Genomic DNA, 19,168 nt, shown 5'->3' with positions numbered 1-19,168 from the left:
TTCGGGCCCGCGGTCAGGTCTCCAGCCGGACCGCGTAGCGTACCGCCGGCCGGCCGGCGCCACTGCCGACGGTCCCGACCGGCTGTGCCAGACCCGACCGTTCGAGTTGTTTCAATGTCCTTCGCGCCGAACGTGGTTCGATCCCCAGTGCCGCGGCGATATCCGCGGCGGTGACCTCGCCGCCGGGGTGAGCGGCGACCGCAGCCTCGAGTTTGACCAGCGTCGCCCGGGACAGCCCGGCCCGGCGGGCCGCCACATGCAGGCTCACCGGCTCGTCGGGCCGGCCGGTATCGGAATCGGTTTCGGTGATCACGAAATCGCGTCCGGAGCCCACCGAAACGATCGCGGTGAAAGGTCCCGCGGTACGGCATCGTTCGACGGCGCGCCGCGCCAGCGCTTCGGCATCGGCCGCCGAACGACCGACACCGAAACCGATCCGCACCCAGTTGTGCCGTTGCGCGAGTTGTTCGAGCAGCGGCATGACGGTCCAGTCGCAGGTGTGCTGGGCCAGTACGCCACGGGTGCTGACCAGCACATAGCTCGCCGGTCCGGTCGGGAACAGGCTCCCGGCCAGCGTGCGGATATCGTCGGTCAGCCGATCGTCGGGTTCGGGCAGTTCGATCATGCCGAGGACGACCTGAGCGTCGGAAGAGATCCGGCCCGCCAGCTCCATCGTCACCGTTTCGAGCGCGGTCCGCACGGAGGCGATCGCGGGGGCCAGCCGGATCGTGTAGACATCGTCGCGGATGAGGTCGTACACCGAGCGGACGCAGGTGATGGCGACCGCGCCGGGACGGGCGCGGGCGTGGTCACGGTGGAAATGAGCGAAGCGCCGGACATCGATACCGCTGCGATATTCGGCGGTGGCGATATCGGCGGTGGCGATACCGACATGGGACAGGCTCTCGACCACCAGTGGGCGCGCCAGGGTATCGATGGATATCCGCGCCGGGTCGTGTCCGGCCGACATCAGCTCCACCAGTGCGCCGTAGAGAGTCGCGCCGGTGTAGTCGATATAGGCGGCGGGCCGGTTGAGTACGCCCGCGGTCTGGGCCAGTGTGTAGGGGATGACACCGGTGAACAGCAGCGCGTCGATATCGGGGCGGGCCGAGATCACTTCCACCGCCTGCGCCTCGTTGCGGTAGGTCAGCGGGACGACGAGATGATCGGTGAACTCCAGTGCGGCAACACGTTTGACCAGCGATACCAGATCGGACGGTCCGACCACGCCGATCCGGTAGGCGTGCTCAGCATTCGACGACATTGACGGCGAGGCCCCCCATCGATGTTTCTTTGTACTTGGACTGCATGTCCGCTCCAGTTTCGCGCATTGTCTCGATGACAGTGTCCAGGCTGACCCGATGTGTTCCGTCACCGGCCGCGGCGATCCGCGCGGCATTGATGGCCTGGACGGCCGCGACGGCATTGCGTTCGATACACGGGATCTGGACGAACCCGCCGACCGGATCGCAGGTGAGTCCGAGGTTGTGTTCCATCGCGATCTCGGCGGAGTTCTCGACCTGGGCGGGCGTACCGCCGAGGACCTCGCACAGGGCGCCCGCCGCCATCGAGCACGCCGACCCGACCTCACCCTGGCAGCCGACCTCGGCGCCGGAGATGGAGGCATTGCCCTTGTACAGGGCGCCGATCGCGGCGGCGGTGAGCAGGAACCGCCGGATGCCTTCCGCGTCGGCGCCCGGGACGAAACGGTCGTAGTAGTGCAGTACCGCGGGAACGATCCCGGCCGCGCCGTTGGTGGGGGCGGTGACGACCCGGCCCCCGGCGGCGTTCTCCTCGTTCACGGCCATGGCGTAGGCGTTCACCCAGTCCAGCTGGTGCAGGGGATCGGCACCGGCGCCGCTGCTCCGGAGCCTGCGGTGCAGATCCGGGGCACGTCTGCGGACCGCCATCGGGCCCGGGAGCAGGCCGTCGGTGCGCAGACCGGTGGCCACGCATTCGCGCATGACCGACCAGATCCGGTCGAGGCCCGCGGCGATATCGGCTGCCGGTCGCAGTGCCCGCTCGTTGGCGAGTACGAGATCGCTGACGGGCAGGCCGGTTTCGGCTGCCCGGGCGAACAGTTCGGCGCCGGACCGGAACGGGTGCGGTACGGCGACGGCCGCCGCGGGTGCCGGCGCCGCTGCCTCGGTGACGAATCCGCCGCCGATCGAGAAATAGGTCCGTTCGAACAGCGTGCCGTCGGTGCATTCGGCAGTGAGTGTCATGGCGTTGGGGTGGCCGGGGTGGCGGATGGTTCCGTCGAGCACCAGGTCGGCGTCGGTGAATCCGATCGAGTGCCCACCGGGTAGGTGGAGCAGTCCGGTCGTGGCGACGGCCGTACGCAGGCGGGCCGGTTGCCGTGGATCGACGGTCTCCGGATCGTCGCCGTGCAGACCGGCGATCACCGCGGTATCGGATCCGTGCCCGCGACCGGTCGCGCCGAGCGAACCGGTCAGCAGGACGCGTATCCGGTGGACGCGTTCGAGGCGGCCGATCGCGCCGAGTTCGGTGACGAACATCCGCGCGGCGCGCATGGGTCCCACGGTATGCGAACTCGACGGTCCGATACCGATCGAGAAGAGGTCGAACACGCTGACGGTCACGGTCCGGTGGCTCCTTCCTATTGCGCTTTGCCGGATACTCGCCCATTATTACGGTCCTGACCGAAATAGTCCATCCGAGAAAGGGCCGAGTGATGTTCGCGGATGAGAAGGAGCTCGAGCGAGAGCTCGGCCGGCCGGGTGCGGGGCTGGTCGCCGAAGCCGCTACCTGGGAGGGTGATGTGATCATCCTGGGTGCGGGCGGAAAGATCGGGTCCGGAGTGGCGGCCATGGCGCGCCGCGCCCTGGACGAGGCGGGGCGCGAGGAGGTGCGGGTCCTGGCTGCGTCGCGCTGGACCGACGCGGAGGCGAGGGCGCGTTTCGAAACCGCCGGAATAGATACGGTCACGACCGATTTATCGGATCCGGCTGCCGTCGACGCACTTCCCGACGCAGGCAGCGTGGTCTTCCTGGTGGGTGCGAAATTCGGTACCGCCACCGATACCGACGAAGCCTGGATGACCAATACCGTGCTGCCCGCCTATGTCGCGCGCCGCTACGCGAACTCCCGGATCACCGCGCTGTCGACCGGTAATGTCTACCCGCTGACCGCCCCGATGACGGGCGGTCCGGTGGAGACCGACGAGACCGCACCGGTCGGTGAATACGCCATCACCTGCCGCGGCCGGGAACAGGTCTTCACCCACGGCGCGCGGACCCGGGGCACCCGGGTGGCGCTGGTGCGGCTGAACTACGCATGCGAACCGCGCTACGGCGTCATCGCCGATATCGCCCGCCGGATACAGGCGGGCGAACCCGTGGACCTGTCCATCGGGGCGGTGAACGTGGTCTGGCAGCGCTACACCAACGAAGTCGTCCTGCGGACGCTCGGACAGGCCGACACCGACCCCTTCCTCCTGAATCTGACCGGCCCGGAAACCGCCTCGGTGCGTGCAATCGCCACCCAGCTCGGCGCCGCGCTCGGCATCGAACCGGTGTTCACCGGTGTGGAAGGGGAAACGAGTCTGCTCAGCAATGCCGGCAGGTGCCACACCCTGTTCGGCTATCCCGACCGCACCCTGGGCGAACTGATCCGGATGCAGGCCGATTGGCTCGGCGCGGGCGGGCGGCTCTGGAACAAACCCACCAAGTTCGAGCGTCGCGACGGGAAGTTCTGATGTCCCGATCGCTGACCGAAGCCGAATACGCTCTACTGCATCAGGGCACCGTCATCCCGGCCCACCCGCTCGCACTCGACCACACCCGGGCGCTCGACGAGCGCCGCCAGCGTGCGCTGACCCGCTACTACGTCGACGCGGGCGCCGGCGGGATCGCGGTCGGCGTGCACACCACCCAGTTCGAGATCCGCCGCCCCGAGATCGGCCTGCTGAGACCGGTCCTCGAACTCGCCGCGGCCGAACTCGACGCGCGGGTCGGCGACCGGCCGTTCCTGCGCATCGCCGGGGTCGCCGGGCCCACCGGCCAAGCCGTGGCCGAGGCGGAACTGGCCCGTGAACTCGGGTACGGTGCGGTACTCGTCTCACCCGGTGGCCTCGCCGACCGAGACCTCGACTACCTGCTCGACCGCTCCGCCGCCGTCGGCGAGGTCCTGCCGGTGATCGGGTTCTATCTGCAGGAGGCGGTCGGCGGCCGCTATCTGCCGCGGGAGTACTGGCGCCGTCTCGCCGACCAGGAATCCACCGTCGCGGTGAAGGCGGCGCCGTTCGACCGGTACCGGACACTGGAGCTGGTCCAGGGCATCGTCGACTCCGCGCGCGGTGCCCAAGTAGCGCTCTACACCGGCAACGACGACAACATCGTCGGCGATCTGCTGGCCAGGTACGATCTGCCCGGCCCGGACGGTCCGGTGAGCAGGCGTTTCGTCGGCGGCCTGCTCGGTCACTGGGCGGTCTGGACCCGGTCGGCGGTGCGGCTGCACGAGATCGTCGGCAAGGCGTGGTCGGGTGACGAGCACGCCCGTGACGAGGCGCTGTCGCTCGCGGCGGCGGTCACCGACGCGAACGCCGCCGTGTTCGATGTCCGTAACGATTTCGCCGGGGTGATCGCCGGGGTGCACGAGGTGCTCCGCCGCCAGGGCCTGCTCGCGGGCACCTGGTGCCTGGACCCCGACGAACGACTTTCCGACGGCCAGGCCGCGGAGCTGACTCGAATCTCCGAAGCGTACGAATGGTTGCGCGCCGAGGACGGCTTCATCGCCGCCGGATCAGAAGGATGGATGTCATGAGATCGACCGCAGTCGAGGCGCCCGCGTTACCGGGTGCCGAAAAGGGCCGCCGGGCGAAGAAGGCGGTGTTCGGGGCCTGGCTCGGGTTCTACGTCGACCTCTTCGATATCTATCTGCCGGTGATCGTGCTGGCGCCCGCCTCGGCCTACTTCCAGGCGACCGGGGTCTCCGCGAGTACCACCGCACTCATCAACGGTTCGGTATTCGCCGCCACACTGATCGGCAGACCGCTGGGCGCGATGCTCTTCGGACACCTGGCCGACAAGTTCGGCCGACGCCGGATCACGGTCGTCTCGGTGACCGGTTTCGGTGTGACGACCATGGCGATCGGTCTGCTGCCCGGTTATCAGCAGATCGGTATTCTCGCCGTGGTCCTGCTGATCGCGCTGCGGTTCATCGACGGTGTGTTCCTCGGCGGCGAATACACCTCCGCCACCCCGACCGCCCTGGAACAGAGCGCGAAGGAGCGGCGCGGCCTCAACGGCGCGATCATCTCCACCGGTTTCCCCCTGGCCTACTGTTCGATCGCGCTGATCACACTCGGCCTGCTGCAGATCATGCCGGCGCAGGGTATCGACTCCGCCTACGTGCAGTGGGGCTGGCGTATCCCGTTCTTCGTGGGTGCGGTGCTGTCGGTCGGTTTCGCGATCTGGTACGCGCGCAATGTCGAGGACAGCGAGGAATGGCAGCAGTCGGAGAAGGTGAAGACTCCGCTGCTGGAACTGTTCAAGGGCCGGTCCGGCCGGGACTTCCTGCAGGTTTTCGTCCTGACCACCGGCCTGTGGTTCACCAGTTACATGCTCACCACCGTGCTGCCCGGCCTGATGAAAAGCGAAGCGGAACTCAGTCCGAACGCCACCACGTTGGCATTGGTGATCGCGAACGCGATCGTGGTGGCCGTCTATATGGGCAGTGGCCTGTTGTCGCAGCGGGTGGGGCGGCGGCCGGTGCTCATCGCCGGTGGTCTGCTGTGCCTGTTCGTGGCGCCGGTGCCGTATACGCTCATCGCCTCCGGCAATGTGCGGACATTCGGCACCGTCCTGATCCTGCTGATCTCGGTGACGGTGCTCATCAGCGTCCCGTGGGGATGTCTCACCACCTATCTGACCGAGCGGTTCACGCTCGGCGTCCGGGCTTCGGGCTATGGACTCGGGTACTCGCTGGGCATGGTGATCCCCGCCTTCTACGCGTATATCCAGAGCGGACTGTCGGCCTTCATGCCGTTGCCGTACACGGCGGTGGCGTTGCTGTGCTTCGGCGGGCTGCTGGTCGTGGTGGGTGCCGTGCTCAGTCCGGAGACACGCGATGTCGAGATGAACTGAAGGAGATCGCATGCGTATCGGTTTCGCCGGCGTGGCCCACTCGCATCCGTTCAGCGATGCGCGCAACGCGCGCACGCTCGGAGTGACGGAACTGGCCGTCTGGGATCCCGACGACCGGTCCCGGCGCGCGGACTTCGTCCGGGAACAGCAGGCGGATACGCACGAGAGCCTGGCCGCACTCCTGGACTGGGAACCCGATGTGGTGATCGTGACGCCGCGACCGCACCGGATCGCCCCGGTGGTGGCGGCGGTACTCGACCGCGGTATCGCATGCTTCCTCAACAAGGTTCCGGCGGCCGATGCCGCCGCGCTGGCAGCGCTGGACGCGGCGGTGGGCGACCGGTCCGGCCGGTTCCTCACCTGTTCGGTACTCAGGTTCGCCCCCGGTATCCGGGCGCTGGCCGCCGAACTCGGTGGGGTGGAACCGATCGCCGCGCATATCTCGGTGCGGCACGGTATCGACGCGTTCACCACGAACGAGCGCCGCTGGCAGGACGATCCGGCCGCCGGCGGCGGTACCGCCGTATCGATGGGACTGCACGCGTGGGAAATGCTCGATACCGTCCTGGGCCGGGAGGTCACGCCGCTCGGCGGGGTGACCTCCCGGATTCCGGGCAGTGCCACTATTTCCGAGAACGTCGCCGCACTACACGCCGTCGCGGCGGGCGGCGTCCCGGTGAGCGTGGACATTGTCGGAGCGGGTACCGGCGAATGCTACGAGGTGGTGGTGCACACCGAGTCCGGGGTCCGGCGGGTATCGCTGGAACCGCCCGGCAGCCTCGGTTATCTCGACTGCCTGCGGGCGGTCCTGGCGATGGCGGAGGGCGCGCCGCCGCCGGTGCCGTGGCCCCGGAGCCGAGCCGTGGTGCGGACTACGCTGGCGGCGGCTCAGCTGGCGCGAACCGGGGCCTGATCCGCCGTCAGTTCCCGGTGCACGGCCAGGACCCGGGCCTGTTCGCCGGCCGCCAGCGTGGGTGCGTAGGGGTCGGTCAGCAGGTCGCCGGGCAACAGTCCCTCGGCCCCGGCGATCCAGGCCATCCGCTGCACGTAACCATCCATCGGTTCCCGGAACGTCGTGGCCGCCAGCGTATCGAGTCGCCGGGTCGCCGCGCGGAACGCGGGCAGATCGTCGCCGGCGAAGGTATCGAGTACCGCGCGGGTGACACCTACCGCGGCCGCCGCGATCCCGACGAGCGCGGCCTCGGCGCCCCAGGTGAGCGACGCACCGAACATCCGGTCTTCGCCGGTGACGGCGAGTTTGCCGTGCTCCCGGACCAGCGCGATCCGGTCCTGGCAGGCGATCGCCTCGGACAGCCGGGCGAGTTTGATCGCCGCCACCGCCGGATGCGCGACGACCGCGGCGAAGACCTCGTCGGGATAGGGTGCGGTGTAGAGGTCGAACCCGATCAACGGCAGGCCGCCCGCCTCCCACAGCCGATCGAGGTGGTCGCGTACCGCCGCGGCGTCGCCCGGTACCGGGAACACCAGGACCGCTTCCGCGCCGGCCTCGGCCGCCACTCGGACCTCGCCGGTGTCGACCACACCGGCGACGGTCGCGGCACCCACCCGACGCGCCGCGGCGATCAATTCCGCGCGCACCGGGGCGGACAGATGCGGGCCGCGGCCGGTGTGGGCGGCGATCGCCAGGCCGTCGGCGCCGGCCGCCACCAGAGCCCGGAAATAGCTCTCCGCGAACTCGGGTCGCGCCCGGCCCGCGGAATCGAAGGGCGTGGCGGGCGCCGCGTACAGGCGCCCACGTGCCGCGGCGGCCCAGTCGCGCGCTTTCCCGAACCACTCCATATCGCCAACCCTATCCATCCCGGACCGATCGTCCCGAACAGGAGTGACCGATGACCGTTTCGATACCCGATCCGATCTTGTTGCGTCGCGAGCTGCACCGCAACCCGGAGGTCGGCCTGGTACTACCGTGGACCCAGGCCCGCATCCTGCGCGCCCTCGACGGGCTCGGCCTGGAGGTGTCCACGGGGTCCGCCACCACCTCGGTCACCGCCGTCCTGCGGGGTGGCCGGGTATCCGACCACCCGCGCCCGGTCGTCCTGATCCGGTCCGATATGGACGCCTTACCGGTCGCCGAGTCGACCGGTCTGGAATACGCCGCCACCAACGGGGCCATGCACGCCTGCGGTCACGATCTGCACATGGCCATCCTGATCGGTGCCGCCCACCGGCTCGCCGCCCGCCGGGCCGAACTGGCCGGTGACGTGGTCTTCGTATTCCAGCCCGGCGAGGAGAACTGGGGTGGGGCGCTGGCGATGCTGGCAGAAGGTGTACTGGAGGCCGCGGGCCGCCCGGTCGATGCCGCGCTGGGGCTGCACGTCTTGTCCTACAATCTGCCGCACGGCGTGTTCGGGATGCGGCGCGGCCCGATGATGTCGGGATCGAATACGTTCACCGTCTCGTTCGTGGGCAGCGGCGGGCACGGTTCGGCGCCCGAGACGGCCCGCGATCCGATCGTCGCCGCCGCGGATTTCGTCTCCGCGCTCCAGACGGCCGTCACCCGGACCTTCGGCATGCTGACTCCGGTCGTCGCCGGCGTCGGGCAGATCAGCGGTGGGCACAGCGGTAATGTCATTCCGGATACCGCGCAGGTCAGCGGTACGGCGCGCGCGTTCACGGCACAGGATTCGGCGCGGCTGCGAGCATTGGTGGCCCGCGTGGCCGATGGCGTGGCCCACACCCACGGGGTCGAGGCGACCGCCGAACTGGTCGAGGTCGCGATCCCGACGGTCAGCGCGGACGCCGAGGCCGATTTCGCGGTCACCACCGCGCGGCGGCTGTTCGGAGACCGGGGGGTCGAGGTGATGGAGCATCCCTGCACGGCCTCCGAGGATTTCTCGTGGTTCCTCGATCGGGTGCCCGGCGCCTTCGTACTGCTCGGTGCCTGTCCGCCCGATCGCGACCCCGCCACCGCGCCGTCGAACCATTCCCCGTACGCCACTTTCGACGATGCGGTGATCGAACGGGGAATCGACTTCGAAACCGAATGGGCTCTCGCCCGGCTCGATCGGCTCGCGGCTCGCTCACCCGAAGCCCGGACCGACCACACATAGTTCGGCGATCCGGCCCCGCGGCGTTATTCCGCGCGCGGGGTTCCGGCGGCGGCCCGGCCGACCGTGTGCAGATGTCCCAGCGACTGTGCGTAGGAGTCGATCACACCGGTCTCGCAGTAGGGCACGTCGATCTCCGCGCAGTACTTCGCGACGATCGGCTGAGCGCGGCGCAGATTGGGCCGGGGCATCGAGGGGAACAGATGATGCTCGATCTGGTAGTTGAGACCGCCGAACGCCGTATCGACGACGGCACCGCCCCGGACATTGCGTGAGGTGAGCACCTGGCGGCGCAGGTAGTCGGTATTGTCGCCCGCCGGGAGCACCGCCATACCCTTGTGGTTGGGTGCGAACGTGGTTCCCATGTAGAGCCCGAACAGCCCCTGCTGCACCGCGATGAATACGACCGCCTGCAATGGCGGGAGCACCAGGAAGACGATGCCGAGGTAGCCGGCCGCGTGCACGAGCAGCAGGGTGGCCTCGAGGCCGCGTCGCGGGATATCGCGCCGCACGATCGCCCGGACACTCGAATAGTGCAGGCTGGCGCCCTCCAGCAGCAGCATCGGGAAGAAGAGCCAGCCCTGGTACCGGAAGATCAGCCGGCGCAGGCCGCGGCCCGCGCGGGCCCGGACGCTCGAATGTGCCAGCACACCCATGATGTCGGGGTCGGCGTCCTCGGTGTTCGGATGCGCGTGGTGCCGGTTGTGGTTGCTGGTCCACCAGCCGATGCTGACCCCGATCGCGAGGTTCCCGAACAGCGTTCCCAGCAGGTAGTCGGACCGCCTGCTGCCCGCGATCTGCCGGTGTCCGGCATCGTGGCCGAGGAAGGCGCACTGGGCGAACATCGCGGCCAGGAAGGCGGCGGTGGCCAGTTGCCACCACGATTCGCCGATCAGTACGAATGCGGTCCAACCGGCGGCGAGTGCCAGCAGGACGGCCCCGCCCTTCCAGACGTAGTACCACGGGCGCCGATCCAGCAGGCCCGCGTCGCGCACCCGCCGCAACAGCACCGCGTAGTCGCTGTGGCGGGCCGGGCGTGCGGGAGCCGCGGGAGGTCCGGAGACCTCGATCCGGTCGGCAGGAGCATCTTGTGTGGCGGCGTTTGCCGTCATTTCGTCACCGATCTGTGCACAGGTGTCGTTCACCGGTAGACGGTCCGTATGCCGCGCGGGCCCGGCCGTCCTTGCCGACTCGCGCATCACCCTACCTGCGTCCCGATACCCGGTCGCCCGGCCGGGCCGATTCGCCGGAGGCACCGGCGTGGACCGGGGGCGGCGGAACAGCGAGCGATCCCGCCCGGGGGACGTGATATCCGCACGGTGCGGTCGAGGGCCGGCCACTGCGGAATACCGGTGCAAGAGTATCCACCGAGATCTGTTGCGGGGTAGCCTCTTCTGCGGTGGAGCGAATATTCGGGGAGGTACCATGCTGTTCATATCGGCTGTGGCGGCCGCGCTCATCGGCCTGATCCTGACCGACCTGTTCGGGTTGATCGTGGGTGGCTGGTTCTTCGCGGCGGCTGTGGTGCTGGTGGTCATCGCGGTCGTGCGCAGGGTCCGGCAGGACCGGGCTCCGCTCCGCGCCTCGTCCCGGTCGGCCGGCGCGGCGGGTGCCGCGGGCCTGGCCGGGTGGCATTTCGGAAACTCCGGCGGTGGGAGCGACCACAGCGGCGGTTGCAGTGGTGGTGGTGACAGTGGCTGCGGTGGTGGCGGAGGCTGTGGCGGGGGCGGCGGTGGCTGTGGCGGGGGCGGATGAGCCGGGGACGCGTCGTATCGATGGCCGCGTGCTCTGCCCGACGGCATACCGCTGCCGTCCGCGCGCGGTGTAGCCACTCCCGCGGGGCAGCGAACTAGAACACGTTCTTGCGATAGGCCGGCGTGTGCCCGATGCTGGGGCGATGGATATCGGGATCGCACTACCCACCATGTGCCGGGGCTACGACCGGGCGGCCACTGTCGATTGGTGCCGTCTGGCCGAGCAGGGGCCGGTCTCCAGCATTTCGTGCGGAGAGCGCATGGCGTTCCACAATCCCGAGATGTGGACGACTCTCGCCGCTGCCGCCGCGGTCACCGAACGGGTGCGCATCATCGCGAACCTGTCCGTGCTGCCGGCGCATCCGGTGGCATTGGTCGCGAAACAGGCGGCGACGCTGGATGTGCTGTCCGGCGGTCGCTTCACGCTGGGTGTCGGGGTCGGCGGCCGCGGCGACGACTACCGCAGTCTCGCCGCGGGTTTCGGGCGCCGGCACGACCGGCTCGATCGCGCGGTGGGCGAATTGCGCGCACTGTGGGCGGGTGGGCCCGCGACGGACGGCGGACATCCGATCGGACCGCCGTGTGTCCAGCCCGGCGGTCCGCCCGTACTCGCCGGTGCGCTCGGCCCGAAATCGCTCGCCCGCGCCGCGCGGTGGGCCGACGGGGTCGTCGCATTCAGTGTGGGTGGAGTGCCGGCCGAGATCGAATGGTCCGCCACGGCCGCGCGACGCGCCTGGTCCGAGGCCGGCCGGGATACGCCGCGCCTGGTGAGCGGATGTTTCTACGCACTCGGGGTTGCGGAGCCCGACCGGGTACTGCGCGATTTCACGGCGGAGTACCTGGGTTTCCTCGGTACCGAGGCGGCCGTGGGAGCGGCCGCCTCGATGAAGACCTCCGACGCCGCGGCACTGCATCGCACCCTCGACGCCGCGGAGGCCGCCGGATTGGACGAGTTCATCCTGGTGCCGAGCGCGGTGGAGCTCCGTGTGCTGGAGGAGACGCTGGAGTTGATCGCGTCCCGCTGAACGTCGCGGCCGGTCAGCCTTCGGGATAGAAGACGAACAGCACGCAGCCGGTCGCGCTCTGCGGCACATGCCAGGATCCGGCCGGTGCGTGGATGAAGGATCCGGCCGGATAGTCGCGGACACCGTCGTGGAAGGTGCCGGAAACCACGAAGACCTCCTCCGGTCCGGGCCGGTGCACATCCACACCCTCCCATCGGCTGCCGGGTTCCATTTCCAGAACATGCGCCGAGGCGCCGTCGGCGCCGGACCAGAGCGAACGCAGCCGGATACCGGGGAACAGGTCCCGTGCAGGTGCGTCGGATGTGCTCGACCAGGCATAACCGGGCATGGTCGGCCCGTTCTCGGGATGCGGGGTGGCGGTCATGGACTCAGCTTGCCGATCCATGACCCGGCCCTGCCAGTGTCAGGAAAGTCATTCTGAGGTACTTTTCTGCCATGACCGTCGCGTGGGCCGCCCCGGACGGGCGGCATCGGGTCGCCGCCCTTGTTACGCCGCCTCAGGCACCGTTCGAACTCGGTTGTGTGGTGGAGGTTTTCGGTACACCGCGCGAGGGGCTGCCCGGGCGTTACGACTTCGTGGTCTGCACCGAACATCCGGGCGAGGTGGCGACCACCGCCGGATACACGATGCAGGTGAGCGCCGGCCTCGAGGCTCTCGATACCGCGGATACGATCGTCGTCCCCGGCTGGCTGCCGTTCACGGCGCAACTGTCACCGGCGCTGCTGCGGGCACTGCGCGGCGCCGCCGAACGGGGCACCCGCCTCGTCTCCATCTGCTCGGGGGCCTTCGCACTCGCGCAGACCGGCCTGCTGGACGGGCGGAGCGCGACCACGCATTGGGCGCGGACCGACGAGCTGCGGGCCCGTTTCCCCCGGGTGCGCGTCGAGCCCGGTGTGCTGTACGTCGATCACGGTGATATCGCCACCAGCGCGGGTGCGGGCGCCGGTATCGATCTGTGCCTGCATCTGGTCCGTACCGATCACGGCGCGTCCTATGCCGCCCAGCTCGCTCGGCATATGGTGATGCCACCACATCGGGAAGGCGGCCAGGCCCAGTTCGTCCCGGCGCCGATCACCACGCACACCACCGGCGAGTCCATCGCCGCCCTGCTGCACTGGAGTATCGCCCATCTCGACCGGCCGATCACCCTGGCGGATCTGGCCGCCCGGGTGGGTGTCTCGTCGCGGACCCTGGCCCGCCGGTTCGAGGAGCAGCTCGGCACCACACCGGGCCGCTGGCTGCTCACCCAGCGGGTCACCGCGGCCCGCCGGCTCCTCGAGGAGACCGATCTCCCGGTCGAGGCGATCGCCACCCGGGTCGGACTCACCTCCGCCACGAACCTGCGCCGCCGGTTCCATACGCTCCTGGGCACCACCCCGGCGGCCTACCGGCGCGCCTTCCGCGGCTGACGCGAGACCTACCTCGACCGGCCGATTCCACCGGCGGGAGAACGAGTCCGGGCCACGGCTGCACTAGGCTGTTGCCGCGCCCGGCAGGGGCGGCTCGCGTGAGCGCTGCCGTTCCGTCTTCATCGCCGGTAGTCGGATTGCACGGCCCGGTCGTCCTTCCTCGGTCGAGTGAAAGCGAAAACAGGTATGACCAGCGAACGCCTCGTGCGGTCGAATCATCTCGTCCTCGTCCTCGCGTCCAGTTTCCTGATTGTCGTATCCGGGCTGGTCGTACCGGTGCGCGCGGCGGCATCGGAGCTCGATACCGCCTGCGGCACACCGCTGTCGGCCACGGAGCTGGCCGAGGTCGCCGACCTCTCCGAGACCTCGTCGCTGAGTGACGAAAGCGCCGGATCTGCGCTGGACCGGCTCGAGCGCGCGGTCGGACAGCATCGGCGGATCACCGAGATCCTGGTGGCACATCGGGATCGGCGTGGGCTGCTCGCCCTGGGGCTCGACGCCGTCGAACAGGCGGCGGTGATGCCGTTGCAACGGGACCCGAGCGCCTTCGACGACCCCGAGTGGGCGCACCGCATCAGCCTGGATCTGCTGTTGCGGTTCCTGCACAATGTGCACGCGGAGTTCACCGGGGCGCCCACCGAACCGCAGTGGGATCACTATTTCCGGCTCGCGCATCGCTGTGAGCTGTCCGCCGCCCGGGTGGCGATGGCGGGTTACAACGCCCATCTCAGCGTCGACCTGTCCAATGCCGTCGCCGCGACGCATGCCACCCCCGCCAACGCGGCGGACCACTTCCGGATCGTGGACGCGATCGCGGGACACGGTTCGCTCATCGTCGATCTGACGAAGGAGATATACGGCGGCGATCTGGGCCCGCTGTGGCGGTTCTATTTCTTCGGGGAGGGCCTCGACGCCGTGCTCGGCGCGGGCGTGGCGACCGGCCCGCTGCTGCGGCTGGCCGATCTGGGGGCCAATGTGGTGATCTTCGGTAACGGTCTGGCCCTGCAGGATCCGGCGGCGGAACCGGCTGTCCGCGCGGAGATGGATGTGTTGTGGCGCAGTGCCGACGCCGCCTTCGAGGTGCTGGCGGCGAACGGCGCGCTGTGAACGGCCGTGCCCGGTCACCGCTGTCCGGCGACCGGGCACGGCCTGAGTCGCGACCGATCAGACCACGACTTCCGCGAGCCTGCCGGTGGCGATATCGAAGACGAAACCGCGCAGCGACGAGGTCGCGGTGACGAACGGGCTGGCCTCGATACGCCGGAGAGACTGCCGTACATCTTCGTCCAGATCGGGGAACGCCTCGGCGGACCAGGCCGGTTTGATCCCGGTTTCGTCCTGGATGCCGCGTTTGAAATCGTCGTCGGTGAAGGTGAGCATCCCGCAATCGGTGTGGTGGATCAGGATGATCTCGGTGGTGCCCAGCAGTCGCTGACTGATCGCCAGCGAACGGATCTCGTCATCGGTCACTACACCGCCCGCATTGCGGATGACATGTGCTTCGCCCTCCGCCAGACCGAGGATGCGGTAGACATCGAGCCGCGCGTCCATACAGGCGACCACCGCGACGTGCTTGCTGGGCGGTAGGGGCAGCGGGCCGCCGAACTGCTCCGCGTAGCGTGCGTTGTTGGCCAGATAGTCATCGGTCACTGTCATACGTACCGACCTCCGTTCGTCGACGTCTCGATATGCGAATGTCCGCATCCACATTCCCAAGCTGTCGTCCGCGATCACGACCGATAGAACCGGGCAGAGTCGAACCCTGGCGTGTCGCGAATTGTATGCGTCGTGCCGAGCGCAGTGAGGTACTCACCGTACGTGGCGACCGGTGCCGGGCCCGCCCACCGCGCCGCACGCCCGCTCCGGCTGCACAACCGGGATCCCGAGGTGGCCGGTACGAATCCCCGTCCACCTCCCGCTCACCGTCGCGCGCGGCCATCCGTTAAGATCATCTTCGCCTCTCGGTCCAGCAACCGGCCGCTGAGTCAGTGAGCGTGCGCTGTGTCGCCGCTGTTTCCTGTGTGATCGGAGGCCGGGGTGTCGATGCCTGCTGCCGAGTTCGGCGGTGACCGTGCGCGGTGACCTTTCCGGGGCCGATTCCGGTCCGGCCGACGGTACGGGCTGGTTCGAACGGGAACCCTTGGTCCTGCTGGTCGAAGACGATCCCGGAGACGCGTTGCTCGTCGAGGAACTGGTTGCCGACGCCGAACACGGTATGCGGCTGGAATGGGTACGCACGCTGGCCGAGGCGGGTGCGCGGCTCGCCGTCGAGGTACCCGACTGTGTACTGCTCGACCTGCGCCTACCCGATGCCCAGGGCCTGGAAGCGGTGGCCCGTATCCGCGCGCACAACGATCGGGTCGCCGTGGTGGTGATGACCGGGCTCGACGAAGAAGGTACGGGGCTGGCGGCCCTGGCCTCCGGCGCCCAGGACTATCTGGTCAAGGGCCGGGTCGAACCGGACCTGTTCGCCCGTGCCGTGCGGTACGCGATCCAGCGTAAACAAGCCGAACGTACCAGTGCGGCACTGCAGGCCAGTCAGATGCGGGCCCAGGAGAATTCGCGTCTGGAACGCGGCCTGCTACCGACTCCGTTGCTCGGCGCCGACCGGGTGGTGGATGTGGTCGCCCGCTACCGGCCGGGTCGCGCCCATTCACTGCTCGGTGGCGATTTCTACGATGTCGTCCAGGGTCCCGACAGGATCGTGCACGCCATCATCGGTGATGTGTCCGGACACGGACCCGATGCGGCCGCCACCGGTGTCGCGTTGCGATTGGCCTGGCGCACACTGGTGCTCACCGGGGTGACCGGGTCGCGGCAACTGCAATTGCTGGAGCAGGTCCTGCTGGCCGAACGCGCCGACCGGCTGACCTTCGCCACCGCGACCAGCCTGACCCTGGATCCGTCCACGAAGCGGGTCGTGGTGCGCCGTGCCGGGCATCCCGGCATGCTGCACCACCGCGCCGGCGAGCTGTGCTGGCTCGAGGTCGCCGGTGGGGCGGCACTCGGATTCATGCCGGGCCGGGCCGAATGGCCGGCGGCCGAGATCGAATTGGCCCCGGGTGCCGGGCTGGTGCTGTTCACCGACGGCCTCTTCGAAGGCCGGGTCGGCCGTGACGGCGGCCGGCTCGGCGAAGCCGGTCTGCTGGACGTCGCCAGATCGGTCCCCGCGGCCCGTCCCGGCGTGTTCGTCGACGATCTGATCGGCCGCGTCGAAGAACTCGCGAGCGCGGCAGGTGGTCTGGACGACGATCTGGCCATTCTCTACATGTGCTGGAACGACGGTCGAAAGGGTGAACTTCCGTGACGAACGCCGATTCCCGGGTGGTCGGGCGGCTGACCGCGCAGGCATGGTTCCAGCTGGTCTTCGGGTCGATGATCCTGGTGGTCCTGATCGGTGCGGTGGCCGGTGCGCAGGTGATCGCCAATACCGGCGAGGTCACCGACCGGCTGGCCCGGCAGACTTTGCCCGCCGCCGCGGAGGCATACCGGTTGCAGAGCGCGCTGATCAACCAGGAGACCGGGTTGCGCGGTTACGCGATCGCCGCCGATCCGCAGTTCCTCGAACCGTATGTCCAGGGCACCCGGGACCAGGACGGCGCGGCGGCCCGGCTGCGTGAACTGCTGTCCGACCGGCCGGACCTGGCCGCCGATCTCGACGCGATCGAACGCGGTGCCCAGCAGTGGCGCACCGAGTACGCCGGTCCGCTCGCCGCGACCACGTCGCCCGAGCAGGCGCGGACCCTGGCCGCGCGAACAGTGGTCCGGGCCAAGGATCTCTTCGACGAGTTGCGCGTGCTGTTCACCGTGCAGAACGACCGGCTGGCCGCCGCGGTCGCGGAGGACAACCGGGCGCTGGCGCATGCGCGCACCGTTCGTGATGTGGTGCTGGCCGGTATGGTCGTCGCCTTCCTGCTGACCGGAATCGTGCTGACCGTCCTGCTGCGCAGGCTGGTCGTCCACCCGCTGGCCGCACTCACCGAATCGTCGCTGCGGGTGGCCGACGGGGAGTTCGACCATCACATCGACAGCCGCGGGCCCGCCGATATCGTCCAGGTCGCCGAAGCGGTCGAGGATATGCGCACACGGATCGTCGCCGAACTGGGCTCTTCGCGGTCGCAGGGCACCCTGCTGCGGCAGCAGAAGGCGGAACTGGACCTGCAGGCCGACGAACTACGCCGTTCCAATGCCGAACTGGAACAGTTCGCCTACGTCGCCTCGCACGATCTGCAGGAACCGCTGCGCAAGGTCGCCTCCTTCTGCCAGCTGCTGGAGAAACGCTACGGTTCCCAGCTCGACGATCGCGGTAAGCAGTACATCGACTTCGCCGTCGACGGTGCCAAGCGGATGCAGGTGCTCATCAACGATCTGCTGACCTTCTCCCGGGTGGGCCGGGTCAGTGAGGGGACACAGCCGGTTCTGCTCGATGAACCGCTGGACCGGGCACTGAGCAACCTGTCGGCCGGGCTCGAAGAGGCCGACGCGGTGGTGGAGCGGCCGGACGAACTCCCCGAGGTCATGGGCGAGCCGATTCTGCTGACCATGCTGTGGCAGAACCTTCTCAGCAACGCGGTCAAATTCCGCTGTCCCGACCGTGCTCCGGTCATCCGGGTCGAGGTGGATGCGGTCGCCGACGATCCGGCGGTCCGCCTGTTCTCGGTGACCGACAACGGCATCGGTGTCGCCCCCGAATTCGCGGAAAAGGTTTTCGTGATCTTCCAGCGGTTGCACGCCCGGGACGAGTACAGCGGTACCGGTATCGGTCTGGCAGTCTGCAAGAAGATCGTCGAATACCACGGCGGCACCATCTGGCTCGATACCGAGAACGCGGAGGGGACCCGGATCTACTTCACCCTCCGTATCGCCGAGCCCGCGCTCGGGGCCGACCTCGATGCCGCGGCCCCGGCCGCACCCGTCCCCCAAGGAGGAAATCTATGACCGTACCCGGCCAGCCGATCGATATCCTGCTCGTCGAGGACGATCCGGGTGACGAGCTGATGACCCGGGAGGCGTTCGAGGACAACAAGATAGGGAACACCCTGCACGTCGCGCACGACGGCCAGGAGGCGCTGGATTTCCTGTACCGCGTCGGCCCCTACGCGGACGCGCCGCGGCCCGATCTCATCCTGCTCGACCTCAATCTCCCGAAATACGACGGCCGACAGGTACTGGAGAAGATCAAGGCCGACCCCGACCTGTCGCATATCCCGGTGGTCGTACTGACCACCTCCGCTGCCGAGGAGGACATCCTGCGCAGCTACAAACTGCACGCCAACGCCTATGTCACCAAACCGGTCGACCTCGACCAGTTCGTGGCGGCGATCAAGCAGATCGACGATTTCTTCGTCCAGGTGGTCCGGCTGCCCCGCGCCCGGTAACCGCGGGGCAGCCGCGGCTCACGATGCCGAAGAACCGGTGCCCGCGGCGAGGGCCGCCGCCAGCGATTCGTGCACCGACAGCAGTTTGTCCAGACCGGTGAGCTCGACCGGACGCCGGACGGCGTCGGAGACGACCACGCGCAGCCCGGCCTCGGGATCGGCGGCCTCGGAGACCACGAGCAGCACACTCAAACCGGCCGACCCGAGGAAGCCGACTGCCGACATGTCCACGATCAGTTGATTCCCGCCCCGCTGGGCGTCTTGGAGGGCAGTCTGCAGCTGGGGTGCCGACGCCATATCCACCTCGCCCTGCACAGTGACGATCGCGGTCCCGTTCTCCGTGCGCACCGCTACGTCGAGCAGGCGGGGTGTGCTCTCGCCACTCATCGCGGATCCTCCGGCTCGCAATTCGCCACTTCTCACCTC

The 19,168-nt window shown here is 68.8% G+C and carries 19 protein-coding genes; 12 read left to right on the top strand and 7 right to left on the bottom strand.

Annotated features, from left to right (window positions below):
- Nucleotides 1–13 precede the first annotated feature (13 nt).
- Nucleotides 14–1,264, bottom strand: coding sequence for a hypothetical protein (locus tag ACWEWT_RS05755; protein WP_452556548.1), 1,251 nt, complete (start codon nucleotides 1,262–1,264; stop codon nucleotides 14–16).
- Nucleotides 1,248–2,603: an L-serine ammonia-lyase gene (locus tag ACWEWT_RS05750; RefSeq protein WP_452556546.1), complete on the bottom strand. Its 1,356-nt coding sequence runs from the start codon at nucleotides 2,601–2,603 to the stop codon at nucleotides 1,248–1,250. Before ACWEWT_RS05750 ends, ACWEWT_RS05755 begins: the two co-directional genes overlap by 17 nt.
- Nucleotides 2,604–2,692: 89 nt before the next feature.
- On the opposite strand from ACWEWT_RS05750, the gene ACWEWT_RS05745 reads away from it, so the two are divergent.
- Genes ACWEWT_RS05745 through ACWEWT_RS05730 form a run of 4 tightly spaced genes read left to right on the top strand, consistent with a single transcriptional unit; the run spans nucleotide 2,693 to nucleotide 7,020 of the window.
- The gene (locus ACWEWT_RS05745; RefSeq protein WP_452556544.1) at nucleotides 2,693–3,718 is read left to right on the top strand and encodes an NAD-dependent epimerase/dehydratase family protein; all 1,026 of its coding nucleotides are present in this window, start codon (nucleotides 2,693–2,695) and stop codon (nucleotides 3,716–3,718) included.
- Nucleotides 3,718–4,785, top strand: a complete 1,068-nt coding sequence (locus ACWEWT_RS05740; RefSeq protein ID WP_452556542.1) for a dihydrodipicolinate synthase family protein — start codon at nucleotides 3,718–3,720, stop codon at nucleotides 4,783–4,785. Before ACWEWT_RS05745 ends, ACWEWT_RS05740 begins: the two co-directional genes overlap by 1 nt.
- A complete protein-coding gene (locus tag ACWEWT_RS05735; RefSeq protein WP_452556540.1) occupies nucleotides 4,782–6,107 on the top strand; it encodes an MFS transporter in 1,326 nt (441 codons plus the stop codon). Before ACWEWT_RS05740 ends, ACWEWT_RS05735 begins: the two co-directional genes overlap by 4 nt.
- Before the next feature lie 10 nt (nucleotides 6,108–6,117).
- Entirely contained in the window at nucleotides 6,118–7,020 is a 903-nt protein-coding gene (locus ACWEWT_RS05730) for a hypothetical protein (RefSeq protein WP_452556538.1), read from the top strand.
- Here ACWEWT_RS05730 and ACWEWT_RS05725 read toward each other — a convergent pair.
- Nucleotides 6,996–7,907: a dihydrodipicolinate synthase family protein gene (locus ACWEWT_RS05725; RefSeq protein ID WP_452556536.1), complete on the bottom strand. Its 912-nt coding sequence runs from the start codon at nucleotides 7,905–7,907 to the stop codon at nucleotides 6,996–6,998. The two genes, ACWEWT_RS05730 and ACWEWT_RS05725, sit on opposite strands and share 25 nt — an antisense overlap.
- Before the next feature lie 50 nt (nucleotides 7,908–7,957).
- On the opposite strand from ACWEWT_RS05725, the gene ACWEWT_RS05720 reads away from it, so the two are divergent.
- Nucleotides 7,958–9,178, top strand: coding sequence for a M20 metallopeptidase family protein (locus ACWEWT_RS05720; protein ID WP_452556534.1), 1,221 nt, complete (start codon nucleotides 7,958–7,960; stop codon nucleotides 9,176–9,178).
- Nucleotides 9,179–9,201: 23 nt separating this feature from the next.
- Here the strand turns inward: ACWEWT_RS05720 and ACWEWT_RS05715 are convergent, their stop codons facing one another.
- Complete coding sequence (locus ACWEWT_RS05715; RefSeq protein WP_452556532.1) at nucleotides 9,202–10,287, bottom strand: fatty acid desaturase family protein; 1,086 nt, start codon at nucleotides 10,285–10,287, stop codon at nucleotides 9,202–9,204.
- A gap of 313 nt (nucleotides 10,288–10,600) precedes the next feature.
- Between ACWEWT_RS05715 and ACWEWT_RS05710 the strand changes: the two genes are divergently transcribed.
- Together ACWEWT_RS05710 and ACWEWT_RS05705 are read left to right on the top strand one after the other, a co-directional pair.
- Nucleotides 10,601–10,930 (top strand): hypothetical protein, encoded by a 330-nt coding sequence (locus ACWEWT_RS05710; protein WP_452556530.1) that lies wholly within the window; start codon nucleotides 10,601–10,603, stop codon nucleotides 10,928–10,930.
- A 142-nt stretch (nucleotides 10,931–11,072) separates the two neighbouring features.
- Nucleotides 11,073–11,954, top strand: a complete 882-nt coding sequence (locus tag ACWEWT_RS05705) for an LLM class flavin-dependent oxidoreductase (RefSeq protein ID WP_452556528.1) — start codon at nucleotides 11,073–11,075, stop codon at nucleotides 11,952–11,954.
- A 13-nt stretch (nucleotides 11,955–11,967) separates the two neighbouring features.
- On the opposite strand, the gene ACWEWT_RS05700 is transcribed toward ACWEWT_RS05705, so the two are convergent.
- Nucleotides 11,968–12,318 carry a cupin domain-containing protein gene (locus ACWEWT_RS05700; protein WP_452556526.1) on the bottom strand — a complete coding sequence of 117 codons (351 nt, stop codon included), beginning with the start codon at nucleotides 12,316–12,318 and terminating at the stop codon, nucleotides 11,968–11,970.
- A gap of 71 nt (nucleotides 12,319–12,389) precedes the next feature.
- On the opposite strand from ACWEWT_RS05700, the gene ACWEWT_RS05695 reads away from it, so the two are divergent.
- Both ACWEWT_RS05695 and ACWEWT_RS05690 read left to right on the top strand, forming a co-directional pair.
- Nucleotides 12,390–13,364 carry a GlxA family transcriptional regulator gene (locus ACWEWT_RS05695; RefSeq protein ID WP_452556524.1) on the top strand — a complete coding sequence of 325 codons (975 nt, stop codon included), beginning with the start codon at nucleotides 12,390–12,392 and terminating at the stop codon, nucleotides 13,362–13,364.
- 186 nt (nucleotides 13,365–13,550) lie between these two features.
- On the top strand, nucleotides 13,551–14,471 hold the full coding sequence (locus ACWEWT_RS05690) for a DUF5995 family protein (RefSeq protein ID WP_452556522.1): 921 nt from the start codon (nucleotides 13,551–13,553) through the stop codon (nucleotides 14,469–14,471).
- 57 nt (nucleotides 14,472–14,528) lie between these two features.
- Here the strand turns inward: ACWEWT_RS05690 and ACWEWT_RS05685 are convergent, their stop codons facing one another.
- Nucleotides 14,529–15,020 carry a beta-class carbonic anhydrase gene (locus ACWEWT_RS05685; RefSeq protein WP_452556520.1) on the bottom strand — a complete coding sequence of 164 codons (492 nt, stop codon included), beginning with the start codon at nucleotides 15,018–15,020 and terminating at the stop codon, nucleotides 14,529–14,531.
- 409 nt (nucleotides 15,021–15,429) lie between these two features.
- Here ACWEWT_RS05685 and ACWEWT_RS05680 point away from each other — a divergent pair, with 409 nt between their 5' ends.
- The 3 genes from ACWEWT_RS05680 to ACWEWT_RS05670 all read left to right on the top strand — a co-directional run bounded on the left by ACWEWT_RS05680 (nucleotide 15,430) and on the right by ACWEWT_RS05670 (nucleotide 18,742).
- A complete protein-coding gene (locus ACWEWT_RS05680) occupies nucleotides 15,430–16,671 on the top strand; it encodes a PP2C family protein-serine/threonine phosphatase (protein WP_452556518.1) in 1,242 nt (413 codons plus the stop codon).
- A 68-nt stretch (nucleotides 16,672–16,739) separates the two neighbouring features.
- Nucleotides 16,740–18,302 (top strand): sensor histidine kinase, encoded by a 1,563-nt coding sequence (locus ACWEWT_RS05675; protein ID WP_452557681.1) that lies wholly within the window; start codon nucleotides 16,740–16,742, stop codon nucleotides 18,300–18,302.
- A complete protein-coding gene (locus ACWEWT_RS05670; RefSeq protein ID WP_452556516.1) occupies nucleotides 18,299–18,742 on the top strand; it encodes a response regulator in 444 nt (147 codons plus the stop codon). Before ACWEWT_RS05675 ends, ACWEWT_RS05670 begins: the two co-directional genes overlap by 4 nt.
- Before the next feature lie 18 nt (nucleotides 18,743–18,760).
- On the opposite strand, the gene ACWEWT_RS05665 is transcribed toward ACWEWT_RS05670, so the two are convergent.
- A complete protein-coding gene (locus tag ACWEWT_RS05665) occupies nucleotides 18,761–19,129 on the bottom strand; it encodes an STAS domain-containing protein (protein WP_452556514.1) in 369 nt (122 codons plus the stop codon).
- Between the last annotated feature and the right edge of the window lie 39 nt (nucleotides 19,130–19,168).

This window comes from Nocardia sp. NPDC003963 (genome assembly GCF_053605105.1).
The sequence above is the reverse complement of the archived record's forward strand: the minus strand, read 5'-3'. Positions and strand labels throughout refer to the sequence as shown.

What these genes read in the sequence shown, in the direction of transcription:
- ACWEWT_RS05755 (WP_452556548.1), bottom strand. Translation starts at nt 1,264, where the DNA reads ATGTCGTCGAATGCTGAGCACGCCTACCGGATCGGCGTGGTCGGACCG.
- ACWEWT_RS05740 (WP_452556542.1), top strand. Translation starts at nt 3,718, where the DNA reads ATGTCCCGATCGCTGACCGAAGCCGAATACGCTCTACTGCATCAGGGC.
- ACWEWT_RS05735 (WP_452556540.1), top strand. Translation starts at nt 4,782, where the DNA reads ATGAGATCGACCGCAGTCGAGGCGCCCGCGTTACCGGGTGCCGAAAAG.
- ACWEWT_RS05730 (WP_452556538.1), top strand. Translation starts at nt 6,118, where the DNA reads ATGCGTATCGGTTTCGCCGGCGTGGCCCACTCGCATCCGTTCAGCGAT.
- ACWEWT_RS05725 (WP_452556536.1), bottom strand. Translation starts at nt 7,907, where the DNA reads ATGGAGTGGTTCGGGAAAGCGCGCGACTGGGCCGCCGCGGCACGTGGG.
- ACWEWT_RS05720 (WP_452556534.1), top strand. Translation starts at nt 7,958, where the DNA reads ATGACCGTTTCGATACCCGATCCGATCTTGTTGCGTCGCGAGCTGCAC.
- ACWEWT_RS05715 (WP_452556532.1), bottom strand. Translation starts at nt 10,287, where the DNA reads ATGACGGCAAACGCCGCCACACAAGATGCTCCTGCCGACCGGATCGAG.
- ACWEWT_RS05710 (WP_452556530.1), top strand. Translation starts at nt 10,601, where the DNA reads ATGCTGTTCATATCGGCTGTGGCGGCCGCGCTCATCGGCCTGATCCTG.
- ACWEWT_RS05705 (WP_452556528.1), top strand. Translation starts at nt 11,073, where the DNA reads ATGGATATCGGGATCGCACTACCCACCATGTGCCGGGGCTACGACCGG.
- ACWEWT_RS05700 (WP_452556526.1), bottom strand. Translation starts at nt 12,318, where the DNA reads ATGACCGCCACCCCGCATCCCGAGAACGGGCCGACCATGCCCGGTTAT.
- ACWEWT_RS05695 (WP_452556524.1), top strand. Translation starts at nt 12,390, where the DNA reads ATGACCGTCGCGTGGGCCGCCCCGGACGGGCGGCATCGGGTCGCCGCC.
- ACWEWT_RS05690 (WP_452556522.1), top strand. Translation starts at nt 13,551, where the DNA reads ATGACCAGCGAACGCCTCGTGCGGTCGAATCATCTCGTCCTCGTCCTC.
- ACWEWT_RS05685 (WP_452556520.1), bottom strand. Translation starts at nt 15,020, where the DNA reads ATGACAGTGACCGATGACTATCTGGCCAACAACGCACGCTACGCGGAG.
- ACWEWT_RS05675 (WP_452557681.1), top strand. Translation starts at nt 16,740, where the DNA reads ATGATCCTGGTGGTCCTGATCGGTGCGGTGGCCGGTGCGCAGGTGATC.
- ACWEWT_RS05670 (WP_452556516.1), top strand. Translation starts at nt 18,299, where the DNA reads ATGACCGTACCCGGCCAGCCGATCGATATCCTGCTCGTCGAGGACGAT.
- ACWEWT_RS05665 (WP_452556514.1), bottom strand. Translation starts at nt 19,129, where the DNA reads ATGAGTGGCGAGAGCACACCCCGCCTGCTCGACGTAGCGGTGCGCACG.